This is a genomic window from Burkholderia ubonensis (genome assembly GCF_902833085.1).
Lineage (GTDB): Bacteria > Pseudomonadota > Gammaproteobacteria > Burkholderiales > Burkholderiaceae > Burkholderia > Burkholderia ubonensis.
In genome coordinates this window covers 305,121-319,414 of the sequence record NZ_CADFEB010000004.1, presented here as the reverse complement: position 1 = coordinate 319,414, position 14,294 = coordinate 305,121, and the positions used below count along the sequence as shown (strand labels likewise).

Here is a 14,294-nt window from a genome sequence, read left to right as displayed (position 1 = left end):
TGTGCCGGCCGCCCCGGTTGATCCTGTGCGCGTGGCCGCGCGACCGGCGGCCATTCTGCCCTAATCAGGCGGCTTGCAGAAGCGGCACGAGGCCGCCGGCGCGGTCGAGCGTCGACAGGTCGTCGTAGCCGCCGACGTGCGTGTCGCCGATGTAGATCTGCGGCACCGTGCGGCGGCCGGTGCGCGACATCATTTCCTCGCGGCGCGCCGGATCCTTGTCGATCAGCACCTTCTCGATCTGCTCGACGCCGCGCAGCTTCAGGAGCCGCTCGGCCTGGATGCAATACGGGCACACCTGGGTGCTGTACATGACCACTTTGTTCACTTCGCCACTCCTTGTTTGACGACCGGCATCCCGGCCTGCTGCCACGCGGCGACGCCGCCCTCGAGCACGTGCACCTCGGCATAGCCCGCCGCCTCGACCGCGCGCGCCGCCTTCTGCGATTGCTGGCCGTTCTGGCACACGAGCAGCACCGGGGTGCTCTTGTTCTTCGCGACCTGCGCGATCTTCGCTCCGATCTCGCCGGCTTCGACCTGGCGCGCCGACGGCAGGTGGCCGGAGGCGAACTCGGACGCCGGACGCACGTCGATCACGACCGCGTTGCGGCGATTGATGAGCTGGGTCGCCTCCGCGGCCGACAGGCCGCCGCGGCCGCGGCGCAGCGCGGGATACGCAAGCAGGCCGCCGGACACCAGCAGGATCGCGACGAGGGCCAGGTTCGTGTAATCGGTAAAGAAACTCACGGAATTCCGCCGGAAAGAGAGAAATCGGAAAAGGACAATCCGGGCATTATAAAATAACCGTCTTGCGCGATGGCGGGCCCGTCCCGGGCGCCGTGCGGCGCGCACCGCTTCCTTCACTACCGACCGCAAGCATCTATGTACAAGCTCGTCCTCATCCGCCACGGCGAATCGACGTGGAACAAGGAAAACCGCTTCACCGGCTGGGTCGACGTCGACCTGACCGAGCAAGGCTGCAACGAGGCCTACCAGGCCGGAGAACTGCTCAAGGAAGCCGGCTACACGTTCGACATCGCGTACACGTCCGTGCTCAAGCGCGCGATCCGCACGCTGTGGCACGTGCAGGACCGCATGGACCTGATGTACCTGCCCGTCGTGCACTCGTGGCGCCTCAACGAGCGCCACTACGGCGCGCTGTCGGGCCTGAACAAGGCGGAAACGGCCGCGAAGTTCGGCGACGAGCAGGTGCTGGTCTGGCGCCGCAGCTACGACACGCCGCCGCCCGCGCTGGAGCCGACCGACGAGCGCGCGCCGTACGCGGACCCGCGCTATGCACGCGTGCCGCGCGAGCAGCTGCCGCTCACCGAATGCCTGAAGGACACGGTCGCGCGCGTGCTGCCGCTGTGGAACGAATCGATCGCGCCGGCGATCAAGGGCGGCAAGCAGGTGCTGATCGCCGCGCACGGCAACTCGCTGCGCGCGCTGATCAAGTATCTCGACGGCATCTCGGACAGCGACATCGTCGGCCTGAACATCCCGAACGGCGTGCCGCTCGTCTATGAACTCGACGAAAACCTGAAACCGCTCAAGAGCTACTACCTCGGCGACCAGGACGCGATCGCGAAAGCGCAGGCCGCCGTCGCGAAGCAGGGCAAGGCGGGCTGATCCCGCCCCGCCGCGCCGGCCCCACGCCGGCGCGGCGGGCGCTTGCGCGAACCCCGAGCGCTTGCGCGAACCTCTTCGCCCGGGCACGGTCGAACCGGTTTCGGTCCTTTCCACTGCCCCGCCGGACGAACAGTTATACTTGTCCGCTCGATCTCCGCTACCGCCACGCGCTTCCCGACCGCACCAGATCTCTATGCGTATGAAATTGAAGAACATCGGCCTGATTGCCGCGGGCCTTGCCACGGGCGTGTTCGCCACACTGCAAATCTCGGCGTCGGCCGAACAGACCGTCACGGCGCCGCTTCCGCTCGACCAGTTGCGCCTGTTCGCCGAGGTGTTCGGCCAGATCAAGCGCGAGTACGTCGAGCCGGTCGACGACAAGAAGCTGCTGACGGCGGCGATCAAGGGCATGGTGTCGAGCCTCGACCCGCACTCGTCGTTCCTCGACAAGACCGACTACGAGGAACTGCAGGAGCAGACGAAGGGCCGCTTCGCGGGTCTCGGCATCGAGATCTCGCAGGAAGACGGCCTCGTCAAGGTGATCTCCCCGATCGAGGACACCCCGGCGTTTCGCGCCGGCATCCGTCCGGGCGACCTGATCACCCGCATCAACGACAAGCCGGTGCGCGGCATGACGCTCGACAAGGCGGTCAAGCAGATGCGCGGCGAGCCGGGCACCAAGGTCACGCTGACGATCTTCCGCAAGAGCGATGACCGCACGTTCCCGATCACGGTCACGCGTGCGGTGATCCGCGTGCAGAGCGTGAAGCTGAAGATGCTCGACCCGGGCTACGCGTACATCCGCATCACGAGCTTCCAGGAGCGCACGACGCCCGATCTGGCAGCAAGGCTGCAGGACATCGCGCGCCAGCAGCCGAACGTGAAGGGCCTGATCCTCGATCTGCGCAACAACGGCGGCGGCCTGCTGCAGAGCGCGGTCGGCGTCGCGGGCGCATTCCTGCCGCCGGATTCCGTCGTCGTGTCGACCAACGGCCAGATCCCCGATTCGAAGCAGGTCTACCGCGATACCTACGACAATTACCGCCTGCCGTCGTTCGACGGCGATCCGCTGAAGAACCTGCCGCCGGTCTTCAAGACCGTGCCGATCGTCGTGCTGACGAATGCGTATTCGGCTTCCGCGTCGGAAATCGTCGCGGGCGCGCTGCAGGATTCGAAGCGCGCGACCATCATGGGCAAGACGACGTTCGGCAAGGGCTCGGTGCAGACGGTCCGTCCGATGACGGCCGACACCGCGCTGCGCCTGACGACCGCCTACTACTACACGCCGAGCGGCCGCTCGATCCAGAACAAGGGCATCACGCCGGACGTACCGGTCGACCAGTACGCGGACGGCGATCCGGACGACGTGCTCGTGACGCGCGAGGTCGATTACACGAACCACCTCGCGAACACGCAGGACCCGAACGAGAAGAAGGAGCAGGAAGAGCGCGAGCAGCGCCGGATGGACCAGCTCCGCATTCTCGAGGAGCAGAACGACAAGAAGACGCCGGAGCAGCGCCAGAAGGACCGCGATCGCAAGCCGATCGAGTTCGGCAGCACGGAAGACTTCATGATGCAGCAGGCGCTCGCGAAGCTCGAAGGCAAGCCGGTGCTGGCATCGAAGTCGCTGCTCGCCGAGAGCACGCAGGCCCCGGCCGGCAAGGCGGCTGCGAAGCCGGCGCCGAAGGCGTCCGCCGCCAAGCCGGCGTCCGCGCCGAAGCCCGCGTCGGCGCCGCAGTAAGCGCCGGCCGGCACCCGACGGGCCATCGCGGCAACCCCGCGATGGCCCGTTTCGTTTGGGCGCGCCGGCGCGCACAGATCGATGCCGCCCAGGCCGGCACAGCACGTTCGCCTGCCCGCCGCCCGTGCGGGCAGGCCCTAGAATAAGCAGGTCCGCCCCGCTCCGCGCCCACCCTCCGCTCATGAACGACGATCAACTTCTCCGCTACTCCCGCCACATCCTCGTCGACGAAATCGGCATCGAGGCGCAGCAGCGCTTTCTCGACGCGCACGCGATCGTCGTCGGCGCGGGCGGGCTCGGCTCGCCCGCCGCGATGTACCTCGCGGCGTCCGGCGTCGGCACGATCACGCTCGTCGACGCGGACACGGTCGATCTCACGAACCTGCAGCGGCAGATCCTGCACGTGACCGCATCGGTCGGCCGCAGGAAGGTGGAATCGGGGCGCGACACGCTCGCGCAGCTGAATCCCGACGTGACCGTGCACGCGGTCGCCGAGCGCGTCGACGGCGCGTGGCTCGACGCGCACGTGCCGCAGGCGAGCGTCGTGCTCGACTGCACCGACAATTTCGCGACCCGCCATGCGATCAACCGCGCGTGCGTCGCGCACCGCGTGCCGCTCGTGTCGGGCGCGGCGCTGCGCTTCGACGGCCAGATCAGCACGTTCGACTTCCGGCGCGCCGACGCGCCCTGCTACGCGTGCGTGTTTCCGGAGGACCAGCCGTTCGAGGAAGTCGCGTGCGCGACGATGGGCGTGTTTGCGCCGACGGTCGGCATCATCGGCGCGATGCAGGCCGCCGAGGCGCTGCGCGTGATCGGCGGCATCGGCGCGACGCTGAACGGCCGGCTGATGATGCTCGATGCGCTGCGGATGGAATGGACGACGATGAAGATCGCGCGCCAGGCGGACTGCCCGGTGTGCAGCGGGCGGCACTGACGCGCGGCCCACGCCCCGCGTGCGGGAACGTGGGCGTCAGACCGGCTAGGCGGCGTCCGCGTGCGGCTCGGCGGTCGACAGGCGCTGCAGCGCCGACTGCACTTCCTCGGGCTCGAACGCCGCGAGCACGTCGGCCGTCGGCTTTTCGAGCGCCTTCAGGTGCGCGCGCAGGATCTCCTGCTTGACGACGAGCAACTGGCTCGTTTGCATCGAGAACTCGGTGAGGCCCATGCCGAGCAAGAGGCGCGTCAGCGCCGGATCGCCCGCCATCTCCCCGCACACCGACACCGGCACCCCGGCGCACTTCGCTTCGCGCAGCGTGTACGCGATCAGGTGCAGCACCGCCGGATGCAGCGGGTCGTACAGATGCGCGACCGCGTTGTCCGCGCGATCGATCGCGAGCGTGTACTGGATCAGGTCGTTGGTGCCGATCGACAGGAAATCGAAACGCTTCAGGAACAGCGGCAACGCAATCGCCGCAGCCGGAATCTCGATCATCGCGCCGATCCGCACGTTCGGATCGTAGGCAAGCCCCGCGTCGTCGAGCTGGCGCTTCGCCTCGCGGATCAGGTCGAGCGTCTGGTCGATCTCCTGCGCGTGCGCGAGCATCGGGATCAGTATCTTCACCTGCCCGAACGCGGACGCGCGCAGGATCGCGCGCAGCTGCGTGAGGAACATCTGCGGCTCGGACAGGCTCCAGCGGATCGCGCGCAGGCCGAGCGCCGGGTTCGGCGCGGTCTCGTAGCCTTCGTCGAGCGCTTCGAGCGGCTTGTCGGCGCCGACGTCGATCGTGCGGATCGTCACCGGCATGCCCTTCATCCATTCGACCGCGCGCTTGTACGCGGCGAACTGCTCCTCTTCCTCCGGCATCGCCTTCTGGTGCATGAACAGGAATTCGGAGCGGAACAGCCCGACGCCGACCGCGCCCGCCTCGACCGCCGCTTTCGCGTCGTCGGGCATTTCGATGTTCGCGTACAGGTCGATCTTGGTGCCGCATAACGTTTGCGTCGGCGAGAACTTGAGACGCTGCAGCTTGCGTTGCTCGAGCGCCTTTTCGGACTGGCGGTACGAATATTCCTCGAGGACGATCGGCGCCGGGTCGACGATCACGATGCCCTGGTCGCCGTCGACGATGATCAGGTCGTCCTGGCGGATCAGCGTGCTCGCGTGCTGCACGCCGACCGCGGCCGGAATGCCGAGGCTGCGCGCGACGATCGCCGTATGCGACGTGCGCCCGCCGAGATCGGTGACGAACGCCTGGAACGACTGGCTCTTGAACTGCATCATGTCGGCCGGCGCGATGTCGTGCGCGACGACGATCATCTCTTCGGTGCCGGATTTCGCGGCGCCGTCGAGCGCCTGCGACGCGGACGGCGCGCCCGCGAGCGCCTTCAGCACGCGCTCGACCACCTGCTCGATGTCGGCCTTGCGTTCGCGCAGGTATTCATCCTCGATGTCGTCGAAATGGCGCGTGAGCAGGTCGAGCTGCTCGGTCAGCGCCCATTCGACGTTGTAGCGGCGCGCGCGGATCAGGTCGATGGTTTCCTGCACGAGCATCGCGTCGCTCAGGATCATCGCGTGCACGTCGATGAACGCGCCGACTTCCGTCGGGGTATCGTCGGTCAGGTCCGCACGAAGCGCTTCGAGCTCGCAATGCACGGCCGCGAGCGCCGCGCGGAAGCGCTCGACCTCGGCGTCGATCTGATTCGCCTCGATCAGGTAATGGGCGACGTCGAGCGCCGCCGGCGCGATCAGATACGCACGACCGATCGCGATACCACGTGAGACGGGAATGCCATGCAGCGTGAACGACACGCGCACCTCCTCTTTACATGAACAGCCGCGGCGCACCGCTGCGATGCGCTTATGACCCCGATAGCGATTATAAATTCCGCGCGCGGCCGCTGGCTGCATGCAGCGCAGCATTGCGCGGATCACATCAATCGTGCCTGCGAAAAAAATGCCGCGATAGACGCGGCATTCTCACTGGAAACGGCAACGATTCTGTGCTGCGGGTCACTGCCCTTCGCCGAACTTGTCGGCGATCAGCTTGAGCAGCGCGTCCATCGCTTCATTCTCGTCCGGCCCTTCGGTCTCGATCGTCACCGTGCTGCCGATGCCCGCCGCGAGCATCATCACGCCCATGATGCTTTTCGCGTTGATCTTGCGCCCGTTGCGCGACATCCAGACTTCGGACTGGAAATTGCCGGCCAGTTGCGTGAGCTTGGCCGATGCGCGCGCATGCAGCCCCAATTTATTGACGATGGTGGTTTCTTGTTGAAGCATGGTTCTCGGTCGGTCGAGGTCGCCGGCGGCCAGCGCTGGCGAACGGGTCTAAAACGGGGAACGCAGTCCGGTCACGTCGACCGGTTGCGCGGGCACGGCTCCGGCGGAATCGGCGCGCATGCGCCGCAGCCGACTTCGGACGGCGGCGGCGGCGTGCCCGCCGCGACTTCGTGGACGCCTTTCGCGCCGCCGGACAGCGCCTTGTCGACGAGCTTGTCGAGCGGCAGCATGCGGTAGCAGACCGCGCGCACCAGCATCGGCAGGTTGGCGCCCGCCAGCACCCGCACGTCCGCGACCTTCGCGAGCTGGCCGGCGATGTTCGCAGGCGTCGCGCCGTACATGTCGGTCAGCACGATTGCGCCGTTTTCTTCCTTGAGCCGCGCGAGCTCCGCGTGCGCGAACGCCATCACCTGGACGGGATCGCTGTCCGCCTGCACGTCGATGCAGCCGATGCGCGCGGGCACGCCGCCGTAGATGTGCGCGATGCAGTCCCGCAGCGCGGTCGCGAGCGGGGCGTGCGCGATGATCAGAATCCCTGCCATGTCAGCACCCGCCTGTCCGCCCCGAGCCGGGCAACGAGCAACGCGATCGAGAGGGTCGGTTCATGTTCAAGCCTTGCAACGGTTCGGCCCGGCCGCCGGGCCTACGGCGCGTCGAATCGCAGCGCCGGGCGAGCGGGCATTGTAGCAGGCCGGTCGGCCTGTCCGGCCGAGCCATTCCGGCGGCGGGGGGGCCTGCGCGGCCGCCGCCGGCGTTGCGTGAACCGCGCGGCTTACGCGGCCGCACGCTCCAGCGCGTCGACGAACATCGCGGCGACGTCGAAGCCCGTCTGCTCCATGATCTCGCGAAAGCACGTGGGGCTCGTCACGTTCACCTCGGTCAGCCAGTCGCCGATCGCGTCGAGCCCGACCAGCAGCAGGCCGCGTGCGGCCAGCACCGGACCGAGCGTTTCGGCGATCTCGCGATCGCGCGCGGTGAGCGGCTGCGCGACGCCGACGCCGCCCGCCGCGAGATTGCCGCGCACCTCGCTGCCCTGCGGAATCCGCGCGAGCGAATACGGCACGGGCTCGCCCGCGATCAGCAGGATGCGCTTGTCCCCCGCCTTGATCTCGGGGATGAACTTCTGGATCATCAGTGAACGCGTGCCGTCGTGGCCGAGCATCTCGATGATCGAGCCGAGATTCATCCCGTCCGCCTTCACGCGGAACACCCCCATCCCGCCCATGCCGTCGAGCGGCTTCACGATCACGTCGCCGTGCTCGGCATGGAATGCACGCAGCCGCGCGGCATCGCGGGTGACGAGCGTCGGCGCGACGAACTGCGGGAATTCGCCGATCGCGAGCTTCTCCGAATGGTCGCGGATCGCCTGCGGCTTGTTGAACACGCGCGCGCCGGCGCGCTCGGCCAGCTCGAGCATCCAAGTGGCCGTCACGTACTCCATGTCGAACGGCGGATCCTTGCGCATCAGCACCGCGTCGAACGACGTCAGCAGGCGCGACTCGTGCGCGGCCGCCTCGTGCCACGGATGACGGTGCAGGTCGGCCGCGTCGCCGACGATCGTCACGCGCCGCACGTCCGCCTCGACGCCCGACCCCGTCCACGCGAGCTGGTGCGGCTCGCACGCGTAGATCGCATGCCCGCGCCGCGCGGCCTCCGCCATCATCGCGTAGGTCGAATCCTTGTAGATCTTGAAGCGCTCGAGCGGGTCGGCGATAAAGAGAATGTCCATGCGGGTCCTGTCTTTGCGGTGCCGGCAGCGCGGCCGTTACACCTGAATGGCTTCCGGATCGGTCTTTTCCAGTTCGATCGACGACGCGATCAGCGACAGCCGCGCGACGACGCCGTACATGTAGAACCGGTTCGGCGGCGCGGCGCCCGGCTTGGCGCCGGCATCCGGCAGCGCGGTGTGCTCGAAGCCGAGCGGCACGTAGTGCATGCCCGGCGCGTTCAGGTTCTGGTCGCGCTCGCGGCCGCCGTGCGTGCGGTAGAAGCCGCCGACCACGTAGCGGTCGATCATGTAGACGACCGGCTCCGCGACCTCGTCGCCGATCCGCTCGAACGTGTACACGCCTTCCTGCACGATCACGTCGCGCACCGCGACCCCGGCCTTCGACTCGGCCATCTGCGCGCGCTCGGCCTTCGACATCCGGCCGATCTCGGCCGCGTCGTGCACGGTCATCACGCCGCGCCCGGCGGTGCCGGCATCGGCCTTCACGACGACGTACGGCTTCTCGCTGATGCCGTACTCGCGATACTTGCGCGCGATCTTCTTCAGCACGCCGTCGATCGCGTCGGCGAGCGCCTGATCGCCTTCATGCCCCTGCCAGTCGACGCCCTCGACGTGCGCGAAATACGGATTCACCATCCACGGATCGACGCCGACCATCTTCGCGAACTTCTTCGCGACGTCGTCGTAGCACGAGAAGTGCGTCGACTTGCGGCGCACCGCCCAGGCCGCGTGCAGCGGCGGCAGCAGGTACTGCTCGTGCAGGTTTTCCAGCACGGGCGGGACGCCGGCCGACAGGTCGTTGTTCAGCAGGATCGAGCACGGGTCGAAATTCTTCAGGCCGAGCCGGCGCGGCGTGCGCTCGAGCGGCTCCAGCACGATCTTCTGGCCGTCGGCGAGCGTGATCGGCGTGATGTCGGTGATGCTCGGGTCGAGCGAGCCGAAGCGCACGTTCAGGCCGGCCTGGCGCATGATCGTCGCGAGCCGTGCGACGTTTTCCAGATAGAACGCGTTGCGGGTCGGCAGCTCGGGAATCACGAGCAGGTTCTTCGCGTCCGGGCAGATCTTCTCGATCGCGGCCATCGCCGCCTGCACGGCGAGCGGCAGCACTTCGGACGGGAGGTTGTTGAAGCCGCCGGGAAACAGGTTGGCGTCGACGGGCGCCAGCTTGAAGCCGGCGTTGCGCAGGTCGACCGAACAGTAGAACGGCGGCGTGTGCTCCTGCCATTCGAGCCTGAACCAGCGTTCGATCGCAGGCGTGGCGTCGAGGATCTTCTGCTCGAGTTCAAGCAGCGGACCGTTTAACGCCGTAACGAGGTGGGGAACCATGAATCACTCGCGAGCGGGAGAATGAAGATTGTAGAGCAATTGCATTGCCCATTTGGGGATTGTTCCCGGGATCGCAAGGATTTGGAGGAAGTTTCTGGCTATTGACCCGATAGCGCGCAGGGTTATCCGCTGCCGGGCTCCGTTGCAGGAGAAAAAAAACCCGCCGGGAAGGCGGGCCGAAGTCGCTGCGCTCATTCGTTGCGGGGGCGGCGTCGCGGCCACCCGCCGCACATCGTTCCGGCTTATTCGACGTGCTCGCCGTGGAGAATCACGTCGAGGCCTTCGCGCTCTTCCTCTTCCGACACGCGCAGGCCGATCGTCAGGTCGATCAGCTTCAGCAGGATGAAGCTCAGCACGCCGCTGTAGACCAGCGTGATCAGCACGCCCTTCGCCTGCAGCAGCAGGCTGCCGTCGGCGCCGCCGATGTCCTTGACCGCGAACACGCCCGTCAGCAGCGCGCCGAGAATCCCGCCCACGCCGTGCACGCCGAACGCGTCGAGCGAATCGTCGTAGCCGAGCTTCGACTTGAGCCACGTCGCCGACCAGAAGCAGATCACGCCCGCCGCAATGCCGATCACCAGTGCGCCCGCCACGCCGACGAAGCCGGACGCCGGCGTGATCGCCACGAGACCCGCGACCGCGCCCGACACGATGCCGAGCACCGACGGCTTGCCCTTCGCGACCCACTCGGCGAACATCCAGCCGAGCGCCGCGCAGGCCGTCGCGACTTGCGTCGTCAGCATCGCGAAGCCGGCACGGCCGTCGGCGGCCACCGCCGAGCCCGCGTTGAAGCCGAACCAGCCGACCCACAGCATCGACGCGCCGATCATCGTCAGCACCAGGTTGTGCGGCGCCATCGATTCACGGCCGTAGCCGACGCGCTTGCCGAGCACGAGGCACGACATCAGGCCCGCGATGCCGGCGTTGATGTGCACCACCGTACCGCCCGCGAAGTCGAGCACGCCATCGGCCGACAGCCAGCCGGTCGGCTCCCACACCATGTGCGCGATCGGCACATAGACGATCAGCGACCAGAGCGCCATGAACACGAGCATCGCCGAGAACTTCATGCGGTCGGCGAACGCGCCGCAGATCAGCGCCGGCGTGATGATCGCGAACGTCATCTGGTAGACGAAGTAGACCGTTTCCGGAATCGTCGTCGCCAGATGGCTGACGGTCAGCGTCGTCGCCTTGTCGCCCTTGATGTAGTTCATCCCGTGCAGGAACACGCGCGACAGGCCGCCGATGAAGCCGTTGCCCGGCGTGAACGCGAGGCTGTAGCCGACCACCGTCCACAGCACCGTGATCAGCGCGGTGATCGCGAAGCTCTGCATCACGGTCGCGAGCACGTTCTTCTTGCGGACCATGCCCGCGTAGAACAGCGCGAGGCCCGGGACCGTCATGAACAGCACGAGCGCGGTGGACGTCAGCATCCACGCGGTGTCGCCCGCGCTGATCTTCGACGAATCGACCGAGAACGGCGCGGTCGGCGCGGCGGGCGCGGCCGGGGCCGACGCGGCCGCGGCGGCCGATGCTTCGGCGCCCGAAGCCGGCGCGGCGGCGATGGCCGAAGCGGCCGGGGCGGCAGCCTCCGACGCAGCCGGCGCCGAAGCGGCCGGGGCAGCGGCAGCAGCCGAAGCGTCGGCCGGAGCCGAGGCAGCCGGCGCGGAAGCGGCCGACGCCGCGTCGTCCGCGAGCGCGGGGCCAACGCCGGCCGCGATCAGCGAGCCGGCCATCAGCAGGGTCATCAGAAGTTTGCGCATCTTGGTTTTCCTCTTGTCGCTCGTCTTGTCTGTTACAGCGCGTCCGCGCCTGTCTCCCCGGTGCGGATCCGGATCACCTGCTCGATCGGCGTGACGAAGATCTTGCCGTCGCCGATCTTGCCGGTGCGTGCGGCCCGCTCGATCGCTTCCACCGCCTGGTCGACGAGATCGTCGGACACGGCCGCCTCGATCTTCATCTTCGGCAGGAAATCGACCACGTATTCGGCGCCCCGGTACAGTTCGGTGTGCCCTTTCTGGCGGCCGAACCCTTTCACCTCCGTCACCGTGATGCCGGAGACGCCGAGGGCGGAGAGCGCCTCGCGCGTCTCATCGAGCTTGAACGGCTTGATGATTGCGGTAATGAGTTTCATGAAGTCCTCTCGCTGGGTTGTCCCGTCGAATTGGTTGGATGTGTGCCGGACTCTCTACAGCAACTCGCATGCCATGTGCGTCCGGGTGACGCATTGCACCGCGCGGCGACGGTCGCATCCCGCGCGAAAAGACGTCGAACCCCGGCCGAACGGCCAACGGGGGCCGGGTTTGCTGGCGCCGGGCGGCGATCGTTGCTAGAGTGCACGCACGTCCCGGGATGCAGGGACTTTCACCCATGCGGGCGCCATGCCCGGAAATCGCGCGCAACGCGCACCAATTCCGGTCATGCGTGCTTCACGGGCACGTATGCAACTGAAGATGCACATTTTTTGTGCAATGAAGGGGAATCACATGAAACAACCCAGCGACGTTTTCAACGATCTGCAGTCGCGCGTCAGCGACCTGCTGAAAAACTCGCCGGCCAAGGATGTCGAGCGCAACGTGAAGGCCATGCTGTCGCAAGGCTTCTCGAAGCTCGATCTCGTCACCCGCGAGGAGTTCGACACGCAGGCGCAGGTGCTCGCCCGCACCCGCGTGCGTCTCGAGGAACTGGAAAAGCGCGTCGCGGAACTCGAGCAGAAGCTCGCCGCTCCGCAGGCGTAATTTTGCAGGCCTGATTTCGCAGGCGTAATTTCGCGGGCATGACCGACAGGCCGCGTGCCGCGGCCTGCTCGTCAGCCTTGCCCTGATATGTAGTACTCACGTCGTTCTTTGTTCCGCGCCACGCCGGCAAGCGCGCACCGATCCCTCCCTTTCCCGCGGCAGGCGGCCCGAACCGCTGCCCGACCGCTCAACAGGAGTCTCGCCATGTCGCTTGCCGTGGTGCGCAGCCGCGCCCCGGCGGCCGGCCGCGCGCCGGACGTCACCGTCGAAGTCCATCTCGCCAACGGCCTGCCGTCGTTCTCGATCGTCGGCCTGCCCGATCTCGAAGTCCGCGAAAGCCGCGAGCGCGTGCGCGCCGCGCTGCAGAACTGCGGATTCGAATTTCCGGTCCGCCGCATCACCGTCAATCTCGCGCCCGCCGACCTGCCGAAGGAATCGGGCCGCTTCGACCTGCCGATCGCGCTCGGCATCCTCGCCGCGAACGGCCAGATTCCGGCCGACGCGCTGGTCGGCCGCGAATTCGCCGGCGAACTGTCGCTGACCGGCGCGCTGCGGCCGATGCGCGGCGCGTTCGCGATGGCGTGCGGCGTCGCGCGCGACCGGCATGCCGAAAGCGGCGCGCCGTCCCGCGACCCGGAGCTGTACCTGCCGCTCGACAGCGCCGCCGAAGCCGCGCTCGTGCCGGGCGTGACCGTATTCGGCGCGCCCGATCTCCCCGCGCTGTGCGCGCACCTGGCCGATGCGCCCGACGGGCGGCTCGCCCCCGTCGCCGCGCCGCGGCTCGACGCCCGGCCGGCGTCGGCCGCGCCCGACCTCGCCGACGTGATCGGCCAGCGCGGCGCGCGGCGGGCGCTCGAAGTCGCCGCCGCGGGCGGGCATCACATGCTGATGGTCGGGCCGCCCGGAGCGGGCAAGTCGATGCTGGCCGCCCGGCTGCCGGGGCTGCTGCCGCCGCTGACCGACGACGAGGCGCTCATGTCGGCCGCGCTGCTGTCGGCGAGCCGCGTCGGCTTCTCGCCTGCGCAGTGGCGGCAGCGGCCGTTTCGCACGCCGCATCATTCGTCGAGCGCCGCCGCGCTCGTCGGCGGCCGCAATCCGCCGCAGCCGGGCGAGATCACGCTCGCGCACCTCGGCGTACTGTTCCTCGACGAGCTGCCGGAGTTCGACCGGCACGTGCTGGAAATGCTGCGCGAGCCGCTCGAAGCAGGCCGCATCACGATTTCCCGCGTCGCGATGCAGGCGGATTTCCCCGCCGCGTGCCAGTTGATCGCCGCGATGAACCCATGCCCGTGCGGCTGGCACGGCGACCCGTCCGGCCGCTGCCGCTGCTCGCCGGACGTCGCCGCGCGCTACCTGCGCAAGCTGTCCGGGCCGCTGCTCGACCGCATCGACATCCAGATCGACCTGCCCGCGCTCACGCCGGCCGAGCTTTCCGCGCGGGCGTCGGCTCCCGGCGAGCCGAGCGCCGCGGTTGCCGCGCGGGTCGCGCAGGCACGCGCGCTGCAGCTCGACCGCCAGGGCAAGACCAATCACATGCTGACCGGCCGCGAAACCGACGAGCTATGCCGGCCGACCGACGAAGGCGAGCGCCTGCTGCGCGAGGCCGGCGAGCGGTTCGGCTGGTCCGCGCGGGCGTATTACCGGGTGCTGAAGGTCGCGCGGACGATCGCCGATCTCGCCGGCGACCCGCTGCCGACCGCAGCACAGATCGCCGAGGCGATCCGCTACCGGCGCGCGCTGAGCGCGCTCTGAGGACAAAATTTGGCTGTCAAGACTTGACTTATGCACAATTCCACGCATCCGGGCCCGGATTGCGTCGCGACGGGCAATATTCGATGCGTGAATCGCATGCCATTGTTTTGATTGACTTTTATTAAACGGCAAGCCGCTGCGCAAGCAGGCCGGAAGCCCGGC

The 14,294-nt window shown here is 67.9% G+C and carries 14 protein-coding genes; 5 read left to right on the top strand and 9 right to left on the bottom strand.

Translation table 11 applies throughout. From position 1 onward, the window contains the following. Window positions 1-64: 64 nt before the first annotated feature. Both grxC and HWX31_RS12685 read right to left on the bottom strand, forming a co-directional pair. Window positions 65-325 carry a glutaredoxin 3 gene (grxC, locus tag HWX31_RS12690; RefSeq protein ID WP_010090591.1) on the bottom strand — a complete coding sequence of 87 codons (261 nt, stop codon included), beginning with the start codon at window positions 323-325 and terminating at the stop codon, window positions 65-67. Then, the gene (locus tag HWX31_RS12685; RefSeq protein WP_042586390.1) at window positions 322-744 is read right to left on the bottom strand and encodes a rhodanese-like domain-containing protein; all 423 of its coding nucleotides are present in this window, start codon (window positions 742-744) and stop codon (window positions 322-324) included. The genes grxC and HWX31_RS12685 overlap by 4 nt, the downstream gene beginning before the upstream one ends. A gap of 135 nt (window positions 745-879) precedes the next feature. Between HWX31_RS12685 and gpmA the strand changes: the two genes are divergently transcribed. The 3 genes from gpmA to HWX31_RS12670 all read left to right on the top strand — a co-directional run bounded on the left by gpmA (window position 880) and on the right by HWX31_RS12670 (window position 4,301). Next, window positions 880-1,626, top strand: coding sequence for a 2,3-diphosphoglycerate-dependent phosphoglycerate mutase (gpmA, locus tag HWX31_RS12680; RefSeq protein ID WP_010090589.1), 747 nt, complete (start codon window positions 880-882; stop codon window positions 1,624-1,626). Between the two features lie 193 nt (window positions 1,627-1,819). Further along, a complete protein-coding gene (locus HWX31_RS12675; protein WP_174966020.1) occupies window positions 1,820-3,367 on the top strand; it encodes a S41 family peptidase in 1,548 nt (515 codons plus the stop codon). A 181-nt stretch (window positions 3,368-3,548) separates the two neighbouring features. After that, window positions 3,549-4,301, top strand: a complete 753-nt coding sequence (locus HWX31_RS12670) for a HesA/MoeB/ThiF family protein (RefSeq protein ID WP_060246820.1) — start codon at window positions 3,549-3,551, stop codon at window positions 4,299-4,301. A gap of 45 nt (window positions 4,302-4,346) precedes the next feature. On the opposite strand, the gene ptsP is transcribed toward HWX31_RS12670, so the two are convergent. The 7 genes from ptsP to HWX31_RS12635 all read right to left on the bottom strand — a co-directional run bounded on the left by ptsP (window position 4,347) and on the right by HWX31_RS12635 (window position 11,776). Further along, entirely contained in the window at window positions 4,347-6,116 is a 1,770-nt protein-coding gene (gene ptsP, locus HWX31_RS12665) for a phosphoenolpyruvate--protein phosphotransferase (RefSeq protein WP_174966019.1), read from the bottom strand. A gap of 201 nt (window positions 6,117-6,317) precedes the next feature. Beyond that, window positions 6,318-6,587: an HPr family phosphocarrier protein gene (locus tag HWX31_RS12660; protein WP_010090585.1), complete on the bottom strand. Its 270-nt coding sequence runs from the start codon at window positions 6,585-6,587 to the stop codon at window positions 6,318-6,320. Between the two features lie 71 nt (window positions 6,588-6,658). Beyond that, a complete protein-coding gene (locus HWX31_RS12655; RefSeq protein ID WP_174966018.1) occupies window positions 6,659-7,129 on the bottom strand; it encodes a PTS sugar transporter subunit IIA in 471 nt (156 codons plus the stop codon). 230 nt (window positions 7,130-7,359) lie between these two features. Further along, entirely contained in the window at window positions 7,360-8,316 is a 957-nt protein-coding gene (gshB, locus tag HWX31_RS12650; RefSeq protein WP_174966017.1) for a glutathione synthase, read from the bottom strand. A 36-nt stretch (window positions 8,317-8,352) separates the two neighbouring features. After that, window positions 8,353-9,642 (bottom strand): glutamate--cysteine ligase, encoded by a 1,290-nt coding sequence (gshA, locus tag HWX31_RS12645; RefSeq protein ID WP_059758716.1) that lies wholly within the window; start codon window positions 9,640-9,642, stop codon window positions 8,353-8,355. 242 nt (window positions 9,643-9,884) lie between these two features. Beyond that, window positions 9,885-11,405, bottom strand: coding sequence for an ammonium transporter (locus tag HWX31_RS12640; RefSeq protein ID WP_175933922.1), 1,521 nt, complete (start codon window positions 11,403-11,405; stop codon window positions 9,885-9,887). Window positions 11,406-11,437: 32 nt separating this feature from the next. Next, window positions 11,438-11,776: a P-II family nitrogen regulator gene (locus HWX31_RS12635; protein ID WP_006398175.1), complete on the bottom strand. Its 339-nt coding sequence runs from the start codon at window positions 11,774-11,776 to the stop codon at window positions 11,438-11,440. Window positions 11,777-12,128: 352 nt separating this feature from the next. Here HWX31_RS12635 and HWX31_RS12630 point away from each other — a divergent pair, with 352 nt between their 5' ends. Both HWX31_RS12630 and HWX31_RS12625 read left to right on the top strand, forming a co-directional pair. Next, window positions 12,129-12,380: an accessory factor UbiK family protein gene (locus tag HWX31_RS12630; protein WP_006489451.1), complete on the top strand. Its 252-nt coding sequence runs from the start codon at window positions 12,129-12,131 to the stop codon at window positions 12,378-12,380. Window positions 12,381-12,584: 204 nt separating this feature from the next. After that, the gene (locus tag HWX31_RS12625; protein ID WP_175933921.1) at window positions 12,585-14,132 is read left to right on the top strand and encodes a YifB family Mg chelatase-like AAA ATPase; all 1,548 of its coding nucleotides are present in this window, start codon (window positions 12,585-12,587) and stop codon (window positions 14,130-14,132) included. Window positions 14,133-14,294: the final 162 nt, after the last annotated feature.